Annotated in this window: 22 protein-coding genes; 5 read left to right on the top strand and 17 right to left on the bottom strand. The window is 70.7% G+C overall.

What is annotated here, in order from left to right:
• Window positions 1–7: 7 nt before the first annotated feature.
• Entirely contained in the window at window positions 8–454 is a 447-nt protein-coding gene (locus tag CY652_RS06065; protein WP_102129797.1) for a MarR family winged helix-turn-helix transcriptional regulator, read from the top strand.
• 13 nt (window positions 455–467) lie between these two features.
• Here CY652_RS06065 and CY652_RS06060 read toward each other — a convergent pair whose 3' ends face one another.
• The 15 genes from CY652_RS06060 to CY652_RS05990 form a co-directional block, all read right to left on the bottom strand.
• On the bottom strand, window positions 468–1,775 hold the full coding sequence (locus CY652_RS06060; protein WP_102129796.1) for an amino acid deaminase: 1,308 nt from the start codon (window positions 1,773–1,775) through the stop codon (window positions 468–470).
• Between the two features lie 449 nt (window positions 1,776–2,224).
• Window positions 2,225–2,527 carry a hypothetical protein gene (locus CY652_RS06055; RefSeq protein ID WP_102129795.1) on the bottom strand — a complete coding sequence of 101 codons (303 nt, stop codon included), beginning with the start codon at window positions 2,525–2,527 and terminating at the stop codon, window positions 2,225–2,227.
• Window positions 2,528–2,795: 268 nt separating this feature from the next.
• Window positions 2,796–4,187 (bottom strand): sigma 54-interacting transcriptional regulator, encoded by a 1,392-nt coding sequence (locus CY652_RS06050; RefSeq protein WP_102129794.1) that lies wholly within the window; start codon window positions 4,185–4,187, stop codon window positions 2,796–2,798.
• A gap of 8 nt (window positions 4,188–4,195) precedes the next feature.
• Window positions 4,196–5,974 carry a TadG family pilus assembly protein gene (locus tag CY652_RS06045; protein ID WP_102129793.1) on the bottom strand — a complete coding sequence of 593 codons (1,779 nt, stop codon included), beginning with the start codon at window positions 5,972–5,974 and terminating at the stop codon, window positions 4,196–4,198.
• A gap of 1 nt (window position 5,975) precedes the next feature.
• Window positions 5,976–6,344, bottom strand: a complete 369-nt coding sequence (locus CY652_RS06040; protein WP_102129792.1) for a DUF3613 domain-containing protein — start codon at window positions 6,342–6,344, stop codon at window positions 5,976–5,978.
• A gap of 59 nt (window positions 6,345–6,403) precedes the next feature.
• Window positions 6,404–7,384, bottom strand: a complete 981-nt coding sequence (locus CY652_RS06035) for a tetratricopeptide repeat protein (protein ID WP_102129791.1) — start codon at window positions 7,382–7,384, stop codon at window positions 6,404–6,406.
• Window positions 7,385–7,427: 43 nt separating this feature from the next.
• Window positions 7,428–8,594: a type II secretion system F family protein gene (locus tag CY652_RS06030; RefSeq protein WP_102129790.1), complete on the bottom strand. Its 1,167-nt coding sequence runs from the start codon at window positions 8,592–8,594 to the stop codon at window positions 7,428–7,430.
• 1 nt (window position 8,595) lies between these two features.
• Window positions 8,596–9,696 (bottom strand): type II secretion system F family protein, encoded by a 1,101-nt coding sequence (locus CY652_RS06025; protein WP_102129789.1) that lies wholly within the window; start codon window positions 9,694–9,696, stop codon window positions 8,596–8,598.
• On the bottom strand, window positions 9,689–11,035 hold the full coding sequence (locus tag CY652_RS06020; protein WP_102129788.1) for a CpaF family protein: 1,347 nt from the start codon (window positions 11,033–11,035) through the stop codon (window positions 9,689–9,691). Before CY652_RS06020 ends, CY652_RS06025 begins: the two co-directional genes overlap by 8 nt.
• Before the next feature lie 3 nt (window positions 11,036–11,038).
• Window positions 11,039–12,268 (bottom strand): fimbrial protein, encoded by a 1,230-nt coding sequence (locus CY652_RS06015; RefSeq protein ID WP_102129787.1) that lies wholly within the window; start codon window positions 12,266–12,268, stop codon window positions 11,039–11,041.
• A 7-nt stretch (window positions 12,269–12,275) separates the two neighbouring features.
• Window positions 12,276–13,622: a type II and III secretion system protein family protein gene (locus tag CY652_RS06010; RefSeq protein ID WP_258002208.1), complete on the bottom strand. Its 1,347-nt coding sequence runs from the start codon at window positions 13,620–13,622 to the stop codon at window positions 12,276–12,278.
• Between the two features lie 72 nt (window positions 13,623–13,694).
• Entirely contained in the window at window positions 13,695–14,648 is a 954-nt protein-coding gene (cpaB, locus tag CY652_RS06005) for a Flp pilus assembly protein CpaB (RefSeq protein ID WP_102129785.1), read from the bottom strand.
• Window positions 14,649–14,715: 67 nt separating this feature from the next.
• Window positions 14,716–15,204: a TadE/TadG family type IV pilus assembly protein gene (locus tag CY652_RS06000; RefSeq protein ID WP_102129784.1), complete on the bottom strand. Its 489-nt coding sequence runs from the start codon at window positions 15,202–15,204 to the stop codon at window positions 14,716–14,718.
• A gap of 2 nt (window positions 15,205–15,206) precedes the next feature.
• Window positions 15,207–15,707: an A24 family peptidase gene (locus tag CY652_RS05995; protein WP_102129783.1), complete on the bottom strand. Its 501-nt coding sequence runs from the start codon at window positions 15,705–15,707 to the stop codon at window positions 15,207–15,209.
• A 178-nt stretch (window positions 15,708–15,885) separates the two neighbouring features.
• Window positions 15,886–16,089, bottom strand: a complete 204-nt coding sequence (locus CY652_RS05990) for a Flp family type IVb pilin (protein ID WP_374703633.1) — start codon at window positions 16,087–16,089, stop codon at window positions 15,886–15,888.
• A 632-nt stretch (window positions 16,090–16,721) separates the two neighbouring features.
• On the opposite strand from CY652_RS05990, the gene CY652_RS05985 reads away from it, so the two are divergent.
• The 4 genes from CY652_RS05985 (at window position 16,722) to pyrF (ending at window position 21,278) form a co-directional block, all read left to right on the top strand.
• Window positions 16,722–18,230 carry a collagen-like triple helix repeat-containing protein gene (locus CY652_RS05985; RefSeq protein WP_102129782.1) on the top strand — a complete coding sequence of 503 codons (1,509 nt, stop codon included), beginning with the start codon at window positions 16,722–16,724 and terminating at the stop codon, window positions 18,228–18,230.
• Between the two features lie 99 nt (window positions 18,231–18,329).
• The gene (locus CY652_RS23835) at window positions 18,330–18,548 is read left to right on the top strand and encodes a hypothetical protein (protein ID WP_146010029.1); all 219 of its coding nucleotides are present in this window, start codon (window positions 18,330–18,332) and stop codon (window positions 18,546–18,548) included.
• 143 nt (window positions 18,549–18,691) lie between these two features.
• A complete protein-coding gene (locus CY652_RS05980) occupies window positions 18,692–20,389 on the top strand; it encodes a ShlB/FhaC/HecB family hemolysin secretion/activation protein (protein WP_102129781.1) in 1,698 nt (565 codons plus the stop codon).
• 73 nt (window positions 20,390–20,462) lie between these two features.
• On the top strand, window positions 20,463–21,278 hold the full coding sequence (pyrF, locus tag CY652_RS05975) for an orotidine-5'-phosphate decarboxylase (RefSeq protein ID WP_102129780.1): 816 nt from the start codon (window positions 20,463–20,465) through the stop codon (window positions 21,276–21,278).
• Between the two features lie 63 nt (window positions 21,279–21,341).
• Here the strand turns inward: pyrF and CY652_RS05970 are convergent, their stop codons facing one another.
• Together CY652_RS05970 and CY652_RS05965 are read right to left on the bottom strand one after the other, a co-directional pair.
• Window positions 21,342–21,881 (bottom strand): cupin domain-containing protein, encoded by a 540-nt coding sequence (locus CY652_RS05970; RefSeq protein WP_102129779.1) that lies wholly within the window; start codon window positions 21,879–21,881, stop codon window positions 21,342–21,344.
• Between the two features lie 36 nt (window positions 21,882–21,917).
• A complete protein-coding gene (locus CY652_RS05965; RefSeq protein ID WP_102129778.1) occupies window positions 21,918–22,418 on the bottom strand; it encodes a CinA family protein in 501 nt (166 codons plus the stop codon).
• Between the last annotated feature and the right edge of the window lie 33 nt (window positions 22,419–22,451).

Raw genomic sequence — 22,451 nt, 5'->3', positions numbered from 1 at the left:
GAATCACATGGAAGCACAGGACCGCATCGCCGTCGTCCAGCAGTTCGGCCGGACCTATCGGGCTTTCATGGCGGCGTTCGAGGCCCGGGTCGGCCAGCCGATGCCGCGCTGGCGCGTGCTGCTCGCGCTCTACGAGCAGGGCGGCGAGTCGTCCCAGAAGCGGCTCGTCGAGCGGCTGCGCATCGACCCCGGCGCGCTGACGCGGCAGATCAAGACGCTCGAGTCGCTCGGCTGGATCGCGCGCAGCGCCGACGAGCGCGACAACCGCATCACCAACGTGAAGCTGACGGCGAAGGGGAATTCGGTGATCGAGGAAAGCCTGCCGCGCCGCAACGCGTTCCTCAATGACACGCTCGCGGGCCTGCCCGACGACGTGCTCGCCGCGCTCTCGGTCGCGCTGCGCATGGTCGAGGACCGCATCGGCGAGGGGATCGCCGCGGCGGCTTCTGCATAGGGCCGGTCCCGCGCTAGAACAGCGTCTCGATCACCTCGGTCACGCGATACTCGGGATCGACGAGCAGCAGTTGGCGCCACTTGTCGAAGGTGAGGCACGGGTGCGAGATGTCGAAGCCGATCAGGTCGCCCACTCGCAGGTTCGCGCCGGCCGGAATGCGCATGTAGGCGTGCTGATCCATCATCGCGAACACTTCCCAGCGCTCGTCGGGCGAGACCTCGCGCGGCAGCCTGCGCGCGTCCTCGTCGACGACGGCGGCCGCGCGCAGCGGCCGGTAGTGGCGCGCGGGCACCGGGTAGCCGGCGTCGGGCGACGCGTCGCGCTTGCCGAAGCCGACGATCGCGCGATCGGGTTCCGGAATCGACTGCACGTAGGCCCACAGATGCAGCGCCGGCTTGAGCGCCTCGCCCATCTGCCGCGCGATCGGGTTGCGCGCGAGGACGTCGGCCTGGGCTTTCTCGTAGATGCCGGCGTCGTGCGTCACGTAGCAGCCGGGGCGCAGCACGACCTCGATCTGCCCGGACTTCGCCGCCGGCGCGAGTTCGTCGGCGACGACGTCGTACCACGCGGAGCCCGCGCCCGAGAGGATCGGCGGCGTGCGCGCGAAGCGGCCCGCGGCGGCCAGCTCGCGCGTGACCGCGAGCGCGCTGCGCAGCAGGCCGCGCACTTCGGATTCGTCCTTGAGGATGCCTTCGTACAGCTCGACGCCCGCGAGCGCGAGCGCGTCGGGGTAGCGCGCGAGCGCGGCGAGCACGGCCTTGAGCGCCGCGGCGTCGCGCACGCCGGTGCGTCCGCCCTTCACGCCGAGTTCGAGCAGCACGTTGAGCGGCCGGCGCGAAGCCCTGAAATAGGCGCCCAGTTGGTCGACGCCTTCCGCGGAATCGACGAGGCAGCAGAACTCGAAGTCGGGATCGCTGATGAGCTCGGCGATCATCCGCATGTTGTAGCGGCCGACAAGCTGGTTGGCCATCAGCACGCGCCTCACGCCGCCGCGCCAGGCGGCGCGCGTCTGATGGGCGGTCGCGAGCGTGATGCCCCAGGCGCCGGCCTCGAGCTGCCGGCGGAAGAGCTGCGGCGCCATCGTCGTCTTGCCGTGCGGCGCGAGCTTCACGCCGTAGCGCTCGACGAAGCCCTGCATCCACTTCAGGTTGTGCTCGACGCGCTCGGCGTAGAGCACGGCGGCGGGCAGGCTGACGTCCTCGTCGAGCAGGTTCCATTCGAGGCGCGCGGCGTCGACGAGCGCGATGGTCGCGCCCGGAACGTGGCCGAGCCCCTTGCCGTACGGATCGATCGATGCGCCCTGATAGCTTGCGACTTTCATTCCCGTTCGCTCCTCGTTTGTCCCCCAGTCATCCCTCTTTCCCCTTTTTGCGGCCTTCCTTCCTGATTGCTCCGCCCGCCGGTTCGGCTGCCAGATGGTACACAACGCGTGCCGCCGTTTCGTGAAACGGCGCGATTCGGCGGCCGGTCGCCGCAGGCATCGTATCAGGACAGCCGGATTCGGAAAATGGTCGGGTGCGCCGTTTTGTGGGGCGCGAGGCCGGCGGGCGGCCGGCCGGCGGCGAAACGGAGGTGTTTCGGGGCGTTGAGCGGGAAGGGAGCGGGCGGGGCGGCACGCCCGGTCGTCTGACCGGGTATGCCGCGGGCGCCCGGGCCCGGGCGGCCATCGAGCGGTCGTCGGGCTGCTGTCAGCCGCCGATTGGGCGGCTATCGTCGGCTACCGGCTACCGGCTACCGGCTACCGGCTACCGGCCAACGCCGGCGCGCCCGTCATTCGAAGCCGAGCTTGTGACCAACGATCGGCGCGCAGAAGAGCGCGACGGCGCAGCCGGCGGCCTTGCCCTCGAACGCGGCCTCGGCGCCCGGCGACGCGTACGGGTGGCCGAGCAGGTCGAGAAGCTGCGGCACGCAGTAGAGCACGGCGGCGGCGAGCAGGCATTTCTCCACGACCCCGATGCGCCAGCCGCGGCCGAACGCGAACGCGGCGCCGAGAACGCGCAGTATTCCGAACAGAACCAGCGCGCCGACGGCGGCCTGCTCGCGGACCAGGTAGTCGGGAATGAACTCGCCCATTGCGTTGCCTCCACGGATCGGACAGGTGAAGGCATTACTGCAAGGAGCAGGCCAGCGGCGCTGGGGGGCGTCGCGGATCGTGGAGAGCGCTCGCGAAACCCCCGTGTTGCGGGGCTTGCGGGAGGATCGGGTGGCAGGCCGAGGGGCTGTCGGGCCGCCGTCGGGCAGCGGCGTTACGTAACCCGGCGCGGCATGTCACGGCGTGGCCGTAACGCGCGGTATTGCGCGACATCACGCGACATCGCGCGTCGTCCGGCCGGTCGCGGCCTCACCCGTGCTCGCGCGTGACGGGTTCCTCGTCGAAGATCTGGTACTTGCGCATCTTTTCCCAGAGCACCTTGCGGCTGATGCCGAGCTGCTGGGCGGTGTCCTGGCGGCGCCAGCCGTTCGAGTCGAGTGCGGCGAGCACGCGTTCGCGCTCGGTCATGTCCCATTTGCTGCGGTCGACGAGAATTTCGGCTGCGCTCTCGGGCGGCACCGGCTGGCTGCTGCGCGCGAGCGCGAGCAGCCGCTGCAGCCGGGGCGCGTCCCAGCCGCCGATCTGGCGCACCGTCACGCCGATGCGCTCGGCGAGGTTGCGCAGCTCGCGGACGTTGCCGGGGAAGAACGTGTCGGCGATCGAGTCGGCGAGCCAGTAAGGCAGTTCCGGCAGGCCCGCGAGCCGCTCCTCGCCGATGACCGAGGCGACGAACGCCTTGAAGATGGCGATCTTGTCGACGGCGCCGCGCTCCTCGAGCGACGGAATCCGCAGCTCGATCACGGCGAGCCGGTAATAGAGGTCGGCGCGAAAGCAGCCGTCCTTCACCAGTTGCCGCAGCGGTTTGTTGGTGGCCGCGACGAGCCGGAAGTCGAGCTTCACGGGCGCGGCCGAGCCGAGCCGCGTCACGGCGCCGTCCTCGAGCACGCGCAGGAGCTTGACTTGCTGGTAGGCGGGCAGGTCGCCGATCTCGTCGAGAAAGAGCGTGCCGCCGTCGGCCTGCTCGAAGTAGCCCTTGTGCGCGCCGACGGCGCCCGTGAACGAACCCTTCGCATGGCCGAAGAACAGCGATTCGAACAGGCCGTCGGGAATCGCGCCGCAGTTGACGGCGACGAACGGCCCGCGCCCGTAGCGCGTGTGCCGCTCGTGCAGCAGTTGCGCGATGCGCTCCTTGCCCACGCCGGTCTCGCCGTGCACGAGCACGCTCGTGTCGCAATCGGCGAAGGTTTCGACCTCGCGCAGCAGCGCCTGCATGCACTCCGAGTTCGCGACGAGCGCGCCCGGCGCGAGCGTCTGCGCACCGTGCGCGCGGAGCTGGGCCGCGAGCTGGCTCACCATGCCGCGCAGCTCGGCGCAGGTGAAGTCGAGCGGCAGGACGTGCGAATACTCGGCCGGGTACTGGGTCGGGTCCTGGTCGCGCGGCGCGGCGCCGACCCATATCACCGGCATGCCGTGCGCGGCCTGCCAGTCGCGCGGCGCCGTCGAACCGCCCTCGATGACCGAGACGCTGATGATCGCGAGCGCCGGCCGCAGCGCGGCGCGTTCGGGCGGGACGAAGAGGTCGTCGGCGCGGATCACCTCGATGTCGAAGTTCGCCATGCAGCGCGCGACGCGCTCGATGATGTCCGTCTTGCCCTCCCAGACGTAGAGGTCGATTTCTTCGATTTTGGTCGTGGTTCTCATGGCGGTTGCTAGTTGACGAGCCGAGCCGTGCCGCAGGTCAGGGCGATGTTGTGGACCGTGGCGTTGCCGATCTGCGCGCCGAGCGTGCCGAGCACGGGCACCAGCACGGCATCGAGCGTCGAGAAGACGGGCGAGAGGGCGGCCTCGAGCACGGGGTCGAGCGCCGGGAGCAGCGGACCGGTCAAGTCCGAAACGTTCACGGCGCCGTCCAGCGCCGTCACATTGAGAGCTGAGGGCAGCGCGCCGATGAGGGACGTCGTGAGCGTCGACAGATCGCTGCCGACGGCGTTGGAGTCGACCGACTGCGTCGCGTTGCTGCCGTCGGCGAGGAAGGTCAGCGATTGTGCCGCGCCCGGCGCGAGCGAAAGCGGGCCGACGCCCGAGGGCGGCGACGCGCTGCCGAGCGCGACGGTGGCGAGCGGCGTCGAGCCGAGGGCGGTGTTCAGCGTCACGCTGGCGATGTTGATGGGGCTGCCGCACGACGGGTCGGCGCCGAGGCAGATCGACGCGACGCTGGGCTCGACCTCGATCGTGGCCGAGCTGGCCGACTTCGTCGGCTCGCAGTCGATGCCCGTCAGCGTCGCGGTAGCCTGTGCGCTCGTCAGCGCGAGGTCGATCGGGGTGTCGAGCGCCGCGACCGAGACGCCGCCCACGGCGGGAATGTCGAGCGACAGCGTCTGGAATGCGGGCGGCGCGAGTTGCAGGTTCAGCACGACGGCGGCCGAGCGCGCCACCGTGGGCGTCGGGCCGCCGACTTCGCCCGCCGCGATCACGGGCGGCTGGACGATCTGCAGCGTGGCGCCGGTGCCGGTTATGCCGGGCAGCGTCGTGCTGAGGTTCAGGTCGATGAGCGGCGCGGGCTGGGTGCTGCCGGGCGGACTGCTGCGCGAGATTTCGGCGGCGACGAGCAGCGCGTCGAGCGGGTCGATCACGGCGCTCGCCGCCGAATTCGGATTGGCGAGCTCGAGCGCGAGCAGGCCCGGCGCGCCGGTGCCGCCGTCGCCGATCGTGACGTCCTGCCCGCCCGGAATCGCGACGGCCAGTTGCTGCAGCAGCGTGGCGTCGGCCGTGTCGCCGTTGGTCTGGAGCGCTTGCGCCATGGCGAGCACGAACGACTGGTAGCTCACCGTCGTGTTGAGCAGGCCCTGCCTCGAAGCCACGCTCAGGGCGGCCATCAGGTTCTGGATCGAGAGCTGCGCGCCGGCGAGGTTCTGATAGTCGATCACGCCGAGGTCCACGCTGGTGTCGAGCAATCCGCCGAGCAACGCGTTGAGCAGCGCCGATTGCTGGGTGTCGAGCTGCGCGACGCCGGTGCCGAGCCAGAACTGGTCGAGATTGGTGGCCTCGGCGATGGCGCTCGCCGTGAGCGGGCGGCCGCCGTCGAGGAAAAAGTACGGCACGTTGTGCGTGACCTGCACCTGCACGGCGTTGGGCGGCTCGGTGTTCGTCGCGAGGCTCGTCGCGCCGGGGCTCCAGCGGCCGCAGGCGACGACGGGCGGGCCGTTCGAGTCGGCGGCGAAACCGTTGGCGGCGGCGTTCTGCAATGCCGAGCTTTGCGCCGCCGCGCAACTGCCGGCCACCTTCTGTACGCCGGCGAGCGCGGCCATGTCGGCGCTGCGCTGCAGCGCGCGGTGCGCGAAGAACGCGTTGCCCACGTCGATCGCGCCGAGCGCCGCGACGGCCACGACGAGCCAGATCGCGGCCATGATCGAGATCGCGCCGCGCGCGCCGCCGACGCGCGCGTGGCAGCAGCGGATCGAATCGCGGCGCGCGGTCCCGGCGTTCATGTCAGTTCTGCGCCGCGCCCGACAAGCCGGAGCCCGGGCTGCCGCCCGCGCCCGCGTTGACGGGCGAGTCGTACTGGTCCGGAATCGGATGCCTGAACGAGTTCATGTAGCGCTGCCACGCGAGCCCCGCCTCGGCGCCGAGCATCGGCTGCGCCGGCGCGGCCTCCGTGTTGCCGCGCTGGAGCGCGAGCCACGCGGTGGTCGAGCGGCCGATCTCGCTCGCCCGGATTCGGTGCCGATGGTGCGCCACGGCCGGCGTTTCCGGCGACGCTTCCTGCGCCGGTGGCGGCGACGTTTGCGCCGCGGCCCCGGCGCAGACCGCGAGCAGCGCGAGCGCGAGGACGCCGCGCGCGGTTCGTCGATCGATCATGTCCGTCTCCGTTGCGCTGTCTTCATCGCGTGGGCCTGGTCGGGCGAAATGCGTCGGGATCATTGGGCGAACCGCTGCAGCAGCGGCGGGGCGGGTTCGGTCGCGTCGGTGCTCGCGAGCGGCGGCGCCTGCACGTTCGACTGCGCCGGCATCGGCGCGGGGGCAGGCTCGGGCTCGGTCGCGGATTCGGGCTCGGGGCCGGGCACAGGCGCCGGCGCAGCAGCCGGCCGCGACGCTTCGGCGACGACGACCTTGCTCGCGTCGGCGAGAATGGCCGCGCGCACCGTGGGCGACATCTGCTGGGCGTCCATGAGCGCCTGCGCCTTGTCGCGATCGCCGTCGGCCAGCAGAAAGAGCGTTACGTTGCTGACGATCTTCGGGTTGTCGTGGTCGAGCTCCATCGCCTTCATCAACGGCACGCGCGCGCCGTCGACGTCGCCCTCGCGCAGGAGCGCGTAGCCGAGGTCCGACAGCACGGCCGTGTCGGTCGGCGCGCGCCGCGCGGCTTCGGCGAGCCGCGCCGCGGCCGTGCCGAAGTCGCCGTTCGCGCCCGCGATCAGGCCGAGCCCGTGATAGCCGTTCGCGGCGAGCGGCGTCTGCAGCAGGCGCGCATAGTCGGCCGACGCGGCGGCCGGCTGGGCGGTGGCGCGCAGCGCGTCGGCGCGCAGCAGGATCGTCTTCGGCGTGGGTCCGTACTGCTTCTCGTAGGCGTCGAGATGCGCGAGCGACGCGTAATAGAGACCGTCGGCCTGCATCCGCTCGATCAGCTCCAGATAGAGGCCCGGCGTGTCCGGCTGCGGTGCGCGGTTCGCCTCTTCTATCAGCGCCTCGCGTTCCGCCTGCGAACCGACGCCGTAGCCCGTTTCCTTCGAGGCGCAGGCGCCGAGCGCCAGCAGGCCGGCCAGCAGGCCGGTCAGCGCGCAGGCTTGCACGGGCCGCGCGAGGCGGGGGCATCGCGTGTTCGCGCCGCTTGCCGGCGGTGCCGCCGATGTCGTCGGTGCCGTTCCTTCCGTCGTGTCCGTGTCAGTCCTGTGCGTCATGTCCGTTTTTCCGGGGGAACCTGTCGTGCCGACTCGAGGCGAATCAGCGCGGGTGATGCATCGCGCTCAGCGAGCGCAGGACGGCGAGCACGCCGGGGCCGGCCGTGACGATCATCAGCGCGGGCAGGAGCGTGACGATCATCACGCCGGTCATCTTCACCGAGAGGCGGCCGATGCGTTCGCGCAGCGTCGCGCGGCGCGTCTCGCGCAGCCGGTCGCCGAACTGCCGCAGCGGCTCCTGCACGGCGCCGCCGTGTCGGTCGACCTGGACGACGAGGCGCACGATGGCGCGCAGATCCTCGTTGGCGTAGCTCGAGGCGAGCCGCTGCAGCGACTGCTCGCGCGTGCGGCCGGCGACGAACTGGCGCTGGGCGATGGCGAGCTCGCCGGCCAGCACGGGCAGCACGCGGCTGAAGTCGTTGATCATGACCTGCAGGCTCTGGTCGAGCGAGAGCCCGACGCCCTGGAGCAGGCGCAGCAGGTCGACGAGCATCGGCAGCTCGTCGACGACGGCGGCGCAGCGTGCCGCCGCGCGCTGCCGCAGGACGAACTTGGGCAGCAGGAAGCCGGCGACGAGCGCGACGCCGAGCAGTATCGTGTGATGGAGGCCGGCGACGCGACCGCTCGCGAGCAGGCTGGCCGCGAGCGGCAGGGCGAGGGCGCAGCCGACGCGCGCCACGAGGAACAGGCCGCGCGCGCGCGCCTCGACGAAGCCGCACTGCTCGAGCAGGCGGCGGTCCTCGGCGGCGACGACCTGCGCGCCGAACGGCGTGTCGAGCCACTGGGCGCCGTGGCGCGCGAGTTTTTCGACGAGGCGGGCGAGCCCGCTCGCCGATGCGCCGTTCGGGCCGCTCGTGCTGCTTGCACCGCTCGTGCCGTTCTGGCCGATGATGCCGCGCGTGCCGTCTGCGCCGGTCCGGCCATTCGGGTGGTTCGGACGGTTCAGGTCGCCCGCATTGCCCGCGCCGTCGATGGCCCCGTTCGCCGCCCCGGCATTGCTGGCGCGCAGCGCGCCGCCGGCCGCGGAACTCCCGGCCGGCCCGCGCGCGGCCGCCGCCGCGTTTTGCTGCGCGCGCTGGCCGAACACGTGGGCGAGCGTGCGCGCGCTGCGCCGCGCGGCCGCGAGCCGCACGAGCGCGATGCTCGCGAGCAGCAGCAGGGCGAGCGCGAACAGCGCAAGCGCGAGCGCGGACAGTTGCCGGATATCCATGTCAATCCCCGAGCCGCGCGAGGCGAAAGAGCAGCCAGGCGCCCGCTATCTGGAGTCCGACGGCGAGATAGACGAGCCGCCGGCCGAACTCGTCGTTCCACATCGAGCCGAAGTAGCGCGGGTTGGTCACGACGAGGAAGCTGCCGATGACGATGGGCAGCGCGGCCAGCAGCCACGCCGAGAGGCGCGTCTCGGCGGACAGGGCCGAGAGCTCGCGGCCCGCCTGTTCGAGGTCGCGCATGAAGATCGCCATGCGCTCGAGCATCACGTCGGCGCGGCCGCCGTACTTGACCGAGAGGCGCAGCACCGCGCCGACCAGGTCGAGCTCGGACGAGCCGTAGACGTGCGCGACGTGCGAGAGCGCGCGGTCGATCTCGACGCCCGAGCGCAGCATCCGCGAGACGTCGTCGAGGCATTCGCGCAGCGGCGCGTCGGTGGTGGCGAGCGCTGCCTGGAATGCCGCCGGCACGCTGTTGCCGAGCGTGACGAGACGCACGATGCCGTCGAGAAACGAGGGCAGTTGCTGGACGAGGGCCCGGCGGCGCCGGTGCGTGCGCATCGAGAGCACGAACCCGCAGAGCGTCGCGCCGGCGACGAGCGTCGCCGCGGCGGCCGTCATGCCGGCCGCCTTCGCGGCGATCAGGCAGAGCGCGAGCAGGAGCGGCGCGGCGACGAGCATGGCGCGCCGGGGCGACGCGATGCCGGCGCGGCGCAGCGTATGGGCGAGGGCCAGCGCGACGCGCGTGCCGCCGAGGCCCGGGCGCGTCTGCCTGCGTTGTGTTGCCTGTGCCGCTTGTGCCGCTTGTGCCGCTTGTGCGGCGCGGGCGGGCCGCGCAGCGGCGGCAGCCGCGCCCAGCGACGGACGCGCCGCGGACGGAGTCGCCGAAGCAACCGACGCGGCCCCCGGATAAGGCGCGCCGGCCGGCCCCCCCGCGACGGCGAGGCCGGCGTCCATGCCCACGCCCGCCGCCGTCATCCGGCTGTCGATGAAGCGCTTCGTGCCCGCCTGCTTTCTGCGCTCGGCGCCGTGCCGCCAGAGCAGCAGCGCGGCGCCCGCGCTCAGCAGCGCGAGCGCGGCGACGATGAGCGCGGCGCTAGACATTGAACCCTCCGCCGAATCCGCCCGCGCCGAACTCGGGGTTCGCGCCCGCGCCGCCGGGCAGATGCCGCAGGCGCGCGAGCTTCGGCGAATGCGGGTGGATGCCGAGCGACGCCCACTCGTCGAGCTCCTCGCCGTCGCCGCCGATGACCGGCTCGTAGCGGTAGAGCTCCTGGGTCGTGATGATGTTGTCCGAGAGGCCCGTCACCTCGGTGACGGAAAGAATGCGGCGCTTGCCGCTCGAGAGCCGGCCGATCTGCACGATGAAGTCGATGGCGTTGGCGATCTGGCGGCGCAGGCTCGACTCGGTGCCCTGGAAGCCGGCGAAGCCGGCCAGCATTTCGAGCCGGTACAGGCACTCGCGCGGCGAGCTCGCGTGAACCGTGCCCATCGAACCGTCGTGGCCGGTGTTCATGGCCTGCAGCATTTCGAGCACCTCGCCGCCGCGCACTTCGCCGACGACGATGCGGTCGGGCCGCATGCGCAGCGTGTTGCGCAGCAGGTCGCGGATCGTCACGACGCCCGAGCCGTCGAAGCCGCCGGGCCGGCTTTCGAGCCGCACCACGTGCGGGTGGTTTAGCGAGAGCTCGGCCGTGTCCTCGATCGTGACGACACGCTCGCCCTCGGGAATGTGGAACGCGAGCGCGTTGAGCAGCGAGGTCTTGCCCGAACTCGTGCCGCCCGAGATCAGCACGTTGCAGCGCGCGGCCACGGCGGCTTCGAGCAGCGAGCCGATCTCGGCGTTGTAGGTGCCGTTGCCGAGCAGATCGTCGGGGCGCAGCGGGTCCTTGCGGAACTTGCGGATCGAGACGACCGGGCCGTCGATCGAGAGCGGCTCGATCACCACGTTCACGCGCCCGCCGTCGGGCAGGCGCGCATCCACCATCGGATTCGATTCGTCGAGGCGCCGGCCGATCGGCGCGAGGATGCGCCGCACGATGCGCAGCAGGTGCGCGTTGTCGGAAAAGCGCACGGGAATTTTCGCGAGGATGCCGTGGCGCGAGACGTAGACGTCGTGATAGCCGTTGATGAGAATGTCCTCGACGGCCGGGTCGGCGAGCAGGTCCTCGATCGGGCCGAACCCGGCCAGCTCCTTGGTCAGCGCCCCGGCGATGAGCCGCACCTCGCTCTCGTTGATCGGAATGTGGCGCAGCCGCACGAAGCTGTCCATCTCCAGGTCGACGAACTGGTTGATGGCGCCGCGCGACCAGCGGCCGAACTCCGAGCCGAGTTCCTCGATGCGCGAGAGCAGATGCTCGTGTGCCGCGTTCTTCACGTCCTGGAACTGCTGGCTTTGCGCGAACGCCGGTGCGTCGTCGGCGAATGCTATGTCTTTTGTCATCGCTTACGACCGTCTGTGTGAGTGGGGAATGAAGCGCCTGAGCGCGGTGAGCGCGGACTTGCGCCGCGCCTCGCCCGCGCCGCCCAGATGCTCGACGAGCGTGTCGAGCGCGCGCACGTACGGGTCGTGCGCCGAGGTTTCCGCGAGCAGATGTCCCTGGTTGGCCGCCTGGCCGAGCGCGACGCGCCGGTCCGGCAGCGTCGCGAGCGGCGTGATGCCCAGGCGCTGCGCGATCTGCGCGACGCCGAGGCCGAGGTCCGGCGTGAACCGGTTGACGACGAGCCGCATGCCGCCCGTGTCGATGCCGGCCTCGCGCAGCGTGTCGATGAGGCTGGCCGCCGAGACGACCGAGGCGACCGACTGGTCGCAGACGAGCCAGGTCTCGTCGACGGCCGGGACGACGTGCGCGACGAATTCGTCGTTGCTGAAGCCGCCCATGTCGACGATCTGCTGGTCGAAGAACGCGCGCAGCCGGTTGAGCAGCGCGATCAGCGAGGCGTGCGAGACCTCGCGCAGCGCGCCGAGGTCCTGCGGCAGCGTCGTGAGCGCGAGGCCGCTCGCGTGGCGCGAGAGCGCGGTGTGCACGAAGGTCTGGTCGAAGCGGCGCACGTTGCGCACGGCCTCGACGACGTCGAACTCGCTGCGCGTGTCGAGCAGCAGGCTGCTGTCGCCGCTGGGCAGCCCGAAGTCGAGCAGGATGGCCTGGCGGCCCTGGGCCGCGTCGCGCCGCTGCAGCGTGACGGCCAGGTTGGCGGCGAGCGTGCTCACGCCCATGCCGACGCGCGCGCCGAGCAGCACCGTCAGGTGGCCGTGGCGGCTCACCGGCTCGGGCCGGTTTTCCAGCACGCGCCGCACGATGCGCAGCGCGTCCTCCGGGTCGCCGGCGAAGTCCACGAAGTCGCGCACGCCGGCGCGCAGCGCGGCGAGCGCGCTTTCCGGCTCGGCGAGCGAGCCGAGCGCGACGATCTGCAGGCCCGGGCAGGCGTGCGTCGCGGCGCTCGCTGCCGCGCTGGCGGCGGCCGCGCGGCCACCGGCGAAGTCGATGAAGAGCAGCGACGGATTGAGCAGGCCGATGCGCTGCGCGAGCGGCAGCGCGTCGAGCGTGGCGCGCTCGACGGTGCCGGCTGGGGTCAGCGCGGCCGCGAGCCACTGCGCGTGCGCCTCGTCGGGCGAGGCGAGCACGAAGCAGCCGGAGGTCGTCTGGGCGGTCAAGGGCGGGGTTCTCGCGTTCATGGCCGGCTTATCTGGAGAACCCCGGCCCGGCATCTCGCGACAGCGCGCCGCCGACGAACGCGCGCCAGACCGGGCCGTCGCGTTGTTCGGAGGCCTCGCCGGGCGTGTCGGGCAGCACGGCGTCCTTCGCGAGCGGCGAGACGAGATGCGGGGTCACGACGATGACGAGTTCCTCGTCGTTCTGCTGGTACTGGAGCTGCTTGAAGAACGTGCCGATGACGGGCAGGTCGCCGAGCAGCGGCACCTTCGAGACGTTCGAGGTCGTCTCGCGGTCGATCAGGCCGCCGATCACGAAGCTCTCGCCGTCGCCGAGTTCGACCGTCGTGTCGGCGCGCCGCGTCGTGATGGCCGGCACGCTGACGCCGTCGATCGTCACCGCGTTCGTGAAGTCGAGCTCGCTCGCCTCGGGCGCGACCTTCAGCGCGATGCGCTGCGGGCTCAGCACGGTCGGCGTGAGCGTGAGGCCGATGCCGTAGGGCTTGTATTCGATCGAGGTCGTGCCGAGGCCCTGCGGCACCGGCACCGGAATTTCCCCGCCGGCGAGGAAGCTGGCGCTCTGGCCCGAGAGGGCGACGAGCGTCGGTTCGGCGAGCACGCGCGCGAGGTTGTTGCTTTCCATGAGACTCAGGTCCGAAAAGATGCCGTGGTTGGACGTGCTGAACACGAGGTTCAGCGCCGACGAGATCGGCGTCGCCACGGCCGGCAGCGCGCTCACCGCGCCCAGCGAGTTCGACGAGGCCGTCGACGACAGCGTGGTCGTCGACGCGGCCGAGAACGTGCCGAACGAAAAGCCGTTGTTCTGCCGGAAGAAGTTGAAACCCGCCTCCTTGAGCAGCGAGCGGCTGAATTCCACGACCCGGACGTCGACTTGCACCACGGGGCTCGCGGCGACCGTCGACGCGTCGACCACCGTGCCGTCCTTGCCCGCGGCACCTCTGGCGACGGCTGCGGCGGGCTCGTGAGACAGCATCGTCGGCGTCGAGCCCGAGACGAGCGCCTCGTTGCCGGACGCGCTGACCGTCGGCGCGTCGCCGCCGAGCAGCGCGCCGGACGCGGCCGGCGCGACCTCGACGGTGTAGGCGAGCGGCGCGTCGCGGCCGCGCTCCCACAGCATCAGGCTCGTCGTGCCGGGCGACTTGCCGACGAGCAGCAGGCCGCCGCCCTTCTCGCCGGGCCGCGTAGCGCGGATCACGAGCACGTCTGCCACGGCCGGATCGCCGACGGCGACGCGCACGAGATTCCCGCCCGCCGCGAGCGGCTCCTGCGCGCCGACGGCGAGGGCGATCGTCTGCGGCGCGCCGGCGGCCGCGCCCCATGACGGCACGAACGCCGGCGCCAGGCCGAGCCATGCCATTACCCCGCGTGCAAGCATCTGTCTTGTCATCTATGTGTATCGGGCCCGACCGCGGCCCGCTCGCTGACCAGGCTACCAGGCGACCGTTTCGGCTCGCCCCCCTCTTATGACCTCGAGTCCCGGCGTTGCCGCCGTCGTCGTCCTGCCCGTCCGGCGCGGCGGCGCCCGCCGCGGCGCGGCCTGCGCCGCCGCGCCGTCGGCTTCGCCCGACAGCGCGGCGAGCGCGACGCCGGCCGCCGCGCGCGTCGAGTCGCGCATGTCGTGCATGTCGTGCATCTCGCCGTCCGGCCCGCCGCCGGCCGTCGCCGACGTGCGCAGCACGGCGGGCAAGGGCGGCAGCGCCGCGTCGTCGATCACGCCGTCGTCGGCGGGATTGCGCAGCGCGAATATCAGGCGTCCCGCGCTTTCGGCCAGTTCGAGCCGGTCGATGTCCGCGACGGGGACCGCGAGCACGGCGGTGCGCGCGAGCCGCGTGGCGTCGCCCGACGCGTCGCTCGTCAGGCTCGCGTTGCCGAACGCGAGCACGCGAATCTTCGAGAGGAGCAGCCGCGCCTGGGTCTGCGCGACTTCCCCGGTGCCCGCGCCGCCTTCGCGCCGCAGCGTGAAGAACACGTCGACGAAGTTGCCGGGCCGCAGGCGCGCGCCGACCGCGTTGTATTCGTCCACGCGCACCGCTACCGCGCGCTCGCCCGGCGCGATCTGCGTGGTCAGCCCGTTCGAGAGTTCGGCTTCGAGTACCGGCGCGTTCGCGCCGATGCCGGCGACGGGCACCCGGCCGCTCAGTTGGGCGGGACTGCTGAAGGCGCCGTCGGGCCGGATCGGCAGCGGCTGGACGCGCAGCGCGCCGGCCGGAATCGGCTGGCCGGCCGGCAGCGCGCGCGTGGCGACGACCACGGGGAAGCTCGCCTGCGCGGTCTTCAGGACCGGATGCGGCAAGGGCCGGCGCGCGAGCGTCCAGGCGAGCGCGCCGAGCAGCAGCGCGAACGCGATCAGCAGGACGGCCGCGATTTTGGTCAGGTTCGGCATGGCGCGAAACGAAGCGGGGGGAAGGCCGGTCGCGAAGGCGGCGCGCCGTGGTGTCCGGGCAGCCCGATCACAATATGTTCTCCGGATCGATCTGCACGGTCGCGCTGCCGGTCAGGTTCGCGGGCAGCGCCAAGTTCATCAGCGGGATGGCCGGCAGGATGGGATTGGCGGCGTAGCCGTAGGTCAGCGTGACGTTCACGCAGTCCATGGTCGAGTCGTAGGCGCACTGGCCGGACGTCTGCGCGCAGTTGGCATTGCCGACGAACGCGGACGCGTCCTGTACCAGTTGGCTCGCGGTTTCGCAGGCGGCTTCGGCCCGCGAGGCCAGCGCGTCGGCGGGGGTGTCGGCCTGCTGGTAGACGAGCGCGGCGCGCGCGCCGTCCTCGGCCGCGAGCGTCAGGCATTGCTGGGCCACGAAGATCACGCTGAACGTCACGATCGCATAGAAGATCAGGAAGAAGAGCGGAAACAGCAGCGCGAACTCGATGGCCGCGTTGCCGCGCTGGCGATGCCGGCGGATGGGTTCGGCGCGTTTCGGGATCGCGGCGGCGCGCATGGTCAGTGGCTCCTCGCGAGCGTCTCGACGGCGAGCCAGGCGACGGCGGGCACCGTGAGGCAGGCCGCGTAGGGCGTGCCGGGCCGGTCGGCGCGCGCGGGCGCGTCTCTTCGTTGCGCATCGGGTTGGCCGGCCGCCGCGAGCGGCACGCGGGCGACGAGCCACAGCGCGTGGAGGCCGGCCGCGAGGTTTGCCACGATCCACAGGCCCGGCAGCAGGTCGATCCCGCACCAGGCGCCGAGCGCGGCGAAGACCTTGACGTCGGCCGCGCCCATCACGCCGAGCGCGAAGAACGGCAGCAGGGCGGCGAGCCCCGCCGCTGCGCCCAGCAGGGCGCCCGCGCACGGCAGTCCGAACGGACCGCGTCCCGCGAGCGCGCAGACGAAGGCGCCCAGCAGGCCGGCAACGACCAGCGCGTTCGGAATGCGCCGGCTGCGGCAGTCGCACCAGGCCACGGCCGCGGCCCACCCCGTAAACAGAATTCCACCCAGCGGCATGTTCATATTCGAATCCGGCAGGCAAAACGAATCCCTGTCTGTTATTTGAAAAAACAACAGACGCGTTATTCCTGTGAAAACATAGCGAAAATAGGGGCAACCGTCGTTCTTATTCGAAAACTGCCTCTATTGTTTTGTCGCGGAGAGAAATTCGGCCTCCCCGCAGGCCGATTGATGCTTTTTACTACGTCGTGGTGCTGGAGAGCTTGGTCGCGATGCTGCTGAATACCGACTCCAGGTCGGTACCGATCGAGGTCACGCCGACCGCAATAACCATCGCAATTAACCCCGCGATCAACCCGTATTCGATCGCGGTGACTCCCTTGTTCTCGACGAGAAACCGCCTGGTGAAGTTTTTCATTTCTGCCTCGAAACCTCGATGAACCATTTCCGTAAACAATACGCGTGCCGCGTCCCCGGGAATTGCAGGCCCGAGCCGATGATTCCGTTCATCGGCTACCGGGTCCGGCAATGCGCGTTACGTTGCCCGCTCCGACTGCCAGAAACCGATTTTCGATCCCGTTCGATAGCCCACCTCCCCCTCTTTATTTGCGGTCGTTCATTTTTAGTCTACCGATTCGATTTAGTCAATTGATTGATTATTCGTTTCATCAGAAATCGACCCGGGGCCGCATTAAATTGCCCCGGCCTTTGCATTTCTTGATGATCTTGCGTTTGTGCGGCGCAATATTACCGATGCATCCGGAATAATTTATTCTTTATTTTTGGGTTTTTCTGACCGGTATTGGGGTGGGGTATTCCATGGTGTTACGGATTAATCCGTAACGTCACGGCCATTTCGTTACGTGACGTAACGGCGGGAGTTGAATCGAAAATCCCGTTTTAGCCGATGCCCCGCGAATCGAAGCACTAATTGACATAGCGGGCAAAGCCTTGGCCGGTCTGGCTCCGGCGCTTTCGCACCGGTTCCGGAAAGCCGCATCCGGACCGGGCTGGCGTACCTGTTGCAATAAGAGCCCCGCAGCGACCCATCAACAACATGCGCGTAGCGAGGGTGAGATGAAGGTTCAAACGACGAGAGGCGGCCTGCCGGCGGTCGCGATGATGGTCACGACGGTGATGCTTGGGCTTTCGCTGAGCGCTTGCGGCGGTTCGGGCGCGCTCGGCAGCGGAAAGAGCGGCAGTTCCGGCTCGGGCTCCGGTAGCGGCGCGGTGCAGACCACGGGCAGCACGACGCCTTCGAGCAGCAGCGATCCGTCGTCGGATAGCGGCAGCGGCAACACGACGACCGGCAGCAGCACGACGACCAGCTCCGGCACGACGACGGGAAGCGGGAGCACGACGGGAAGCAGCACGACGACGACCAGCAGCACGGGCGGCGGCGACGGCGGTTCGACCACGGGCAGCGGCAACGGCTCGACGACCGGCGGCGGCGGCTCGACCGGCACCACCACGCCGCTCGCGACCAACGCGCTTGCCGACGTGGTGAACCAGACGGGCGGCGCCGTCAACGGTCTGGGCTCGACGGTCTCGGGCGTCGGCTCGACGCTCGCCTCGCAGAATCTGCCGCTCCTCAGCACGCAGAGTACCGCGGCTACGGGCGGCATCGTGGAGGACGTCGGCGCGGCCGCCTCGACGCTCGGCAACGGCGTGTCGCAGGGCCTCGGCGAGATCGGCACGACGGCCAACCCGGTCGGCACGACGCTCGCGAGCACCGGCGGCGCCGTCGGCGATCTGGGCGCGGCCGTGACGGACACGGGCAATCTCGTCAGCAGCGTCGGCAACGGGCCGCTCGCACCGCTTGCCGCCGTGACGACACCGGTCGGCGGTCTCGTCAGCACGCTCGGCGACGGCGTGACGGCGGCCGGCAACGGCCTGACGACCGCGCTCTCGACCGGCCCGGTTCAGCAGATCACGTCGGCGACCAGTTCCGCGATCACGCCCATCACGTCGCTCGTTTCCGGCGCGACCCAGACCGTCGGCAACGCCACCGGGCTCGGCGCGCCGGTCAACAACCTGCTGACCGCGGTCGGCAGCGGCCTCGTCAAGGCGGGCGGCGCGATTGCGACGACCGGCGGCGGCAATGCGATCACGACCGGGCTCGGCGGCACCGTGGCCGGCGCGGGCACGACCGTGGCGTCGATCGGCGGCCTGCTCTCGGGCGGCAGCGCGTCGTCGGGTAGCGGAGGCGCGAATCCGCTTGCGCCGGTGACGGGTCTGCTCGGCGGCATCGGCGGCGCGCTCGGCGTCGGAACCGGCGGCGGCGCGGGCGCGGGCATTGGGGTCGGCGCGGGCGTCGGGGTCGGCGCGGGAACGGGCGGCAGCGGCGGCACGGCGGGTGCCGGCGTGGGCGCCACCGTCGGCGCGGGCGTCGGCAGCACGGCCGGCGGCGTGGGCGCGGGTGCCGGAGTGGGAGCGGGCGTCGGCGGATCGGCCGGGACGAAGACTGCTTCGAGCGGCGTGGGCCTTTCGCTGTCGTCGCTCACGGGCGGCGGTTCGGCGGCCAATCCGCTCTCGGCCGTGACGTCGCTCGTCGGCGGCCTGGTCGGCGGCATTGCGAAGAAATAAGCCTGCGCGAACAGAGCGCAGGAGACGGCGGGCCCGCGCGAAGCGGGCCCGAGTCGTCCGGATGAGGGTTCATGCATCGCGCATACGGGGGAGGTAGAAATGTCCATCAGCCTCTTTTTTTGGGGGCACGCCCGCGCGCGGCGGCAGGTTTCGGGCGGTGAAATTTCGTCGTCCTGTACATTGTCGGGTGCCGACGCCAGGCTCGCCGGGGCGGGCCGGCAGGTGCCGAGCCCGGGCACGGCGGCCGACGAATCCGACTCGGGCTGGCCCTCGCGTTATCCGGGCGCGATGTTCGTGGGCACGCGCATTCCGGGTTGAGCCAGGCCGCGCGGCGCAAGGGAGAACGGTTTCGCCATGCGCTTCGCATCGCCGGACTGCAGCGACAGGCGACGCGTCAGGCCGGGGTGGCCGGCGCGCCGATGCGAAAAGAACGACGTAAAAGACGTGCAAGGGCATGGCCGATGAAACGGGGATACGGCAAGACCGTCCTGCTGACGCTATCGACGATGGTCGCTGCGGGCACCGCGCAGGCGCAGACGCATGCGGCCCTGCCGGGCGGCAATCTGCTCGATTCGCTTCCGCAAATCAACGCGCCCTCGAAGGGGCCGAACGTGACCGTCCAGGTCCAGTCGCAGCCGGCGCAATTGCAGAGTCTGTTGGCCCGCCATCTGACGCCCTCGCACATTCAGGTCGAAGGCGTGAAGTCGATTCCGTTCGACGAGGTCTCGCGGCACTTCACGCCGTTCGTCGGCAAGGACATCACGATCGGCCAGCTCATCGGCGCGGCCGACGACGTCACGAAGCTCTACCAGGCGCACGGCTACGCGCTGTCGTTCGCGTTCGTGCCGGCGCAGACGTTCGACCGGGGCCTCGTGCGCGTGGTCGTCGTCGAGGGCTACGTGTCGGACCTCAAGATCACCGGCAATCCGGGCGGCGACGAGGCGCGCATCCACGCCATCGCCGGCCATATCCTCAGCGACCGGCCGCTGCGGCAGGCTACTTTCGAGCGCTACGTCAACGTGCTGGGCCTGCTGCCCGGCATCAAGGCGACGGCCAACGTGCCGCCGCCGAAGAACACCGACGGTGCGACGACGCTCGAGCTCAAGGTGGAGCGCAAGCCCGTCAACCTGAGCCTGGGCCTGAACACGAACCAGCCCGGCGTACAGGGCCTGCTGACGGCGACCGAGAATGGCCTGACCGCGCTCGGCGAGCAGTTGAGCGTGTCGGCCCTCGCGCCGCCGGGCCCGGACCACGAGACTTACGTGGCCGTGCACGCCGCCGTGCCGATCGGCAGCGAAGGCCTGAGCGCGAGCTTTGACGCGTCGCATTTCCGCTCCAATCCGACCGACAATCCGGGCCTGCCGTCGTACGTCCAGCGCACCGTCGTCAACGACAAGCTCGGCGGCTCGCTCTCCATGCCGCTGCGGCTGCTCGACAACCATCACAGCCTGATCGGCACCGTGTCGGCCTATGCCTCGCACGACGAGGATTCGTACCAGAACCAGATCACCGGCGCGCAGATCGGCCTGCGCTCGCAGGTCCGCGTGCTGCAGATGCAGGCCGACTACACGGACGTGGACGGCACCCAGGTGCGCAAGGTGTCGGTCAACGTGGCCAAGGCCTTCGACATCCTCGGCGCCTCGAAGGCCGGCGACTCGAACATTCCGGGCGTGAGCGAGACGAATCCGGCTTCGCTCGATTTCGTGCGCACGGGCGCGAGCTTTTCGCAGACCAACCAGTGGCCGCTCGGCATCGGCACGGCAGTCGCGGCTACGGGCCAGTACAGCCCGGATTCGCTGCCGACCTCCGAGCAGATCGCCTTCGGCGGGCAGCGCTTCGCGCCCGGCTACGAGCCCGGCGAGGCGTCGGGCGATTCGGGCTGGGGCCTGGGGCTCGAGGTCAACCGCGCGTTCTCGACGAGCTTCACGTATCTGCACACGTTTACGCCCTACGTCTCGTTCGACATGGCGCGCGTCTATCTCCACACGGGCACGCCTCCGCCGTCGAAGCTGGTCTCGGTCGCGCTCGGCTTTCGGATTTCTGATTCGAAGTACTACAGCCTCGACCTCTCGGTCGCGAAGCCGCTCGGCGACGCGCCGGTGGAAAGCCCCTCGCGCAGCCCGCGCGTGAACGCCGCGTTCTCGTATCAGCTCAACTGAGCCGCGCGCCCCGCCGGGCGCGCCCGGTTAAAATACGCGCCGTTCCCGTCACAGGCGCGCCGCGACTTTCATCATGACCTCTTTCACCCAGACCCTCGACGCCGCATGGCAGCACACGGATTCGCTGCTGTGCGTCGGCCTCGACCCCGAGCCCGCGAAATTCCCGGCCGGCCTGGCCGGCCGCGCCGACGCGATCTTCGAGTTCTGCCGCGCCATCGTCGACGCGACGGCGCCCTACGCGTGCGCGTTCAAGCCGCAAATCGCCTACTTCGCCGCGCACCGGGCGGAAGACCAGCTCGAGCAACTGATCGCGCACGTTCACGCGCGTCATCCGGGCCTGCCCGTGATCCTCGACGCGAAGCGCGGCGACATCGGCAGCACGGCCGAACAATATGCGCGCGAGGCGTTCGAGCGCTATCGCGCCGACGCCGTGACGGTCAATCCCTACATGGGCTTCGACTCGATCGAGCCGTACCTCGCGCACGCGGGCAAGGGCGTGATCGTGCTGTGCCGCACGTCGAACCCGGGCGGCTCGGACCTGCAGTTTCTCGACGTGGACGGGCGGCCGCTCTACCAGGTCGTCGCGCAACTGGCGGCGCAGAAGTGGAACGCGGGCGGACAGCTCGGGCTCGTCGTCGGCGCGACGTTCCCGAAGGAGATCGAGATCGTGCGCGGGATCGTCGGCGACATGCCGCTGCTGATTCCGGGGATCGGCGCGCAGGGCGGCGACGTCGAGGCGACGGTGCGCGCGGGCCGCAGCGCGTCGGGCGCGGGCATGCTGATCAATTCGTCGCGCGCGATCCTCTACGCGGGCAAGGGCGAGGATTACGCCGAAGCGGCGGCGCTCGCGGCGAAAGAAACGCGCGATCGCATCAACGCGTTTCGCTAGAGGTCGATCGGGTTGATCGGCCCTCGGCTGTCGGTTCTTGAACCGGCCGGCGCCGCAGGCCCGTCACCGACCTGAACCGGGCCCGGTCTCCGGCCGGCCGAGCCGCTCGATGACGCCTCTGTGTTCGGGCCACGCGGCGACGAGCGTCTCGACGCCGGCCAGTTCGAACTCGCTGAATTCGAACCCCGGCGCGACCGTGCAGCCGACGAGGGCGAACGTGGCCGGATCGCAGCAGCGCGCGGCGAACCAGCAGCCGGCCGGCACCACGGCCTGGAACGTCGCGTCGGCGTGTTCGAGCGCGTTGCCGAGGCGGTGGGTCGTCAGCGCGCCGGCTGCGTCGATCGCATGAACCTCGAGCGGCGCGCCCGCATAGAAGTGCCAGACTTCGTCGGAGCGTATGCGGTGCCAGTTCGAGTGCGCGCCGTCGCAGAGCAGGAAGTAGATCGCCGTCGAGGCAGCGCGCGTGCCGTCCTCGGCGCCCGCGCGCTCGCGCAGCACGCGTAAGCCGGCGCGGTACGTCTCGCGATAGAAGCCGCCTTCGGGATGCGGTTCGAGCCCGAAGCGGCGTATCAGTTCGTCGGCGCTCGCGCGTGCGGTGTTCATGTGGCCTTCCTGTCCCGATCCGTTTCCCCGCGTTCTTCAGCGTTCCTTTTCGTCGAGCAGCGCGAGCAGGCCGCGTAGCGCGTGCACGGCCGCCTGCACGCGCACCTGCTCGCGGTCGCCCTTGAACACGCGCGTCTCGGCGCTCGTGTGCAGGCGGTTGCTCCAGGCGAACGAGACGGTGCCGACCGGCTTGTCGGGCGTGCCGCCGCCGGGCCCCGCGATGCCCGTGATCGCGAGCGAGACCTGCGCGCGGCTGTTGCGCAGCGCGCCCTCGGCCATCGCGCGCGCGACGCTCTCGCTGACGGCGCCGTGCCGCTCGATCAGATCGGGCGGCACGCCGATCATTTCGCTCTTCGCCTGATTGGAATACGTGACGAAGCCGCGCTCGAACCAGCCGCTGCTGCCGGAGATGTCGGTGATCGCCGCGGCGACCATGCCGCCCGTGCACGACTCGGCGGTGGCGAGCATCAGCCGGCCCTCGCGCAGTTGGTTGCCGGCGCGGACCGCGAGCTGGTGGACGACGGAATCGGTGGCCATGATGGGGGAAGTCCGGTGGAGAGTCGGGCGAGC

The organism is Burkholderia sp. WAC0059 (genome assembly GCF_002870125.1).
In the GTDB taxonomy this organism is placed as follows: Bacteria; Pseudomonadota; Gammaproteobacteria; order Burkholderiales; family Burkholderiaceae; genus Paraburkholderia.
The sequence above is the reverse complement of the archived record's forward strand: the minus strand, read 5'-3'. Positions and strand labels throughout refer to the sequence as shown.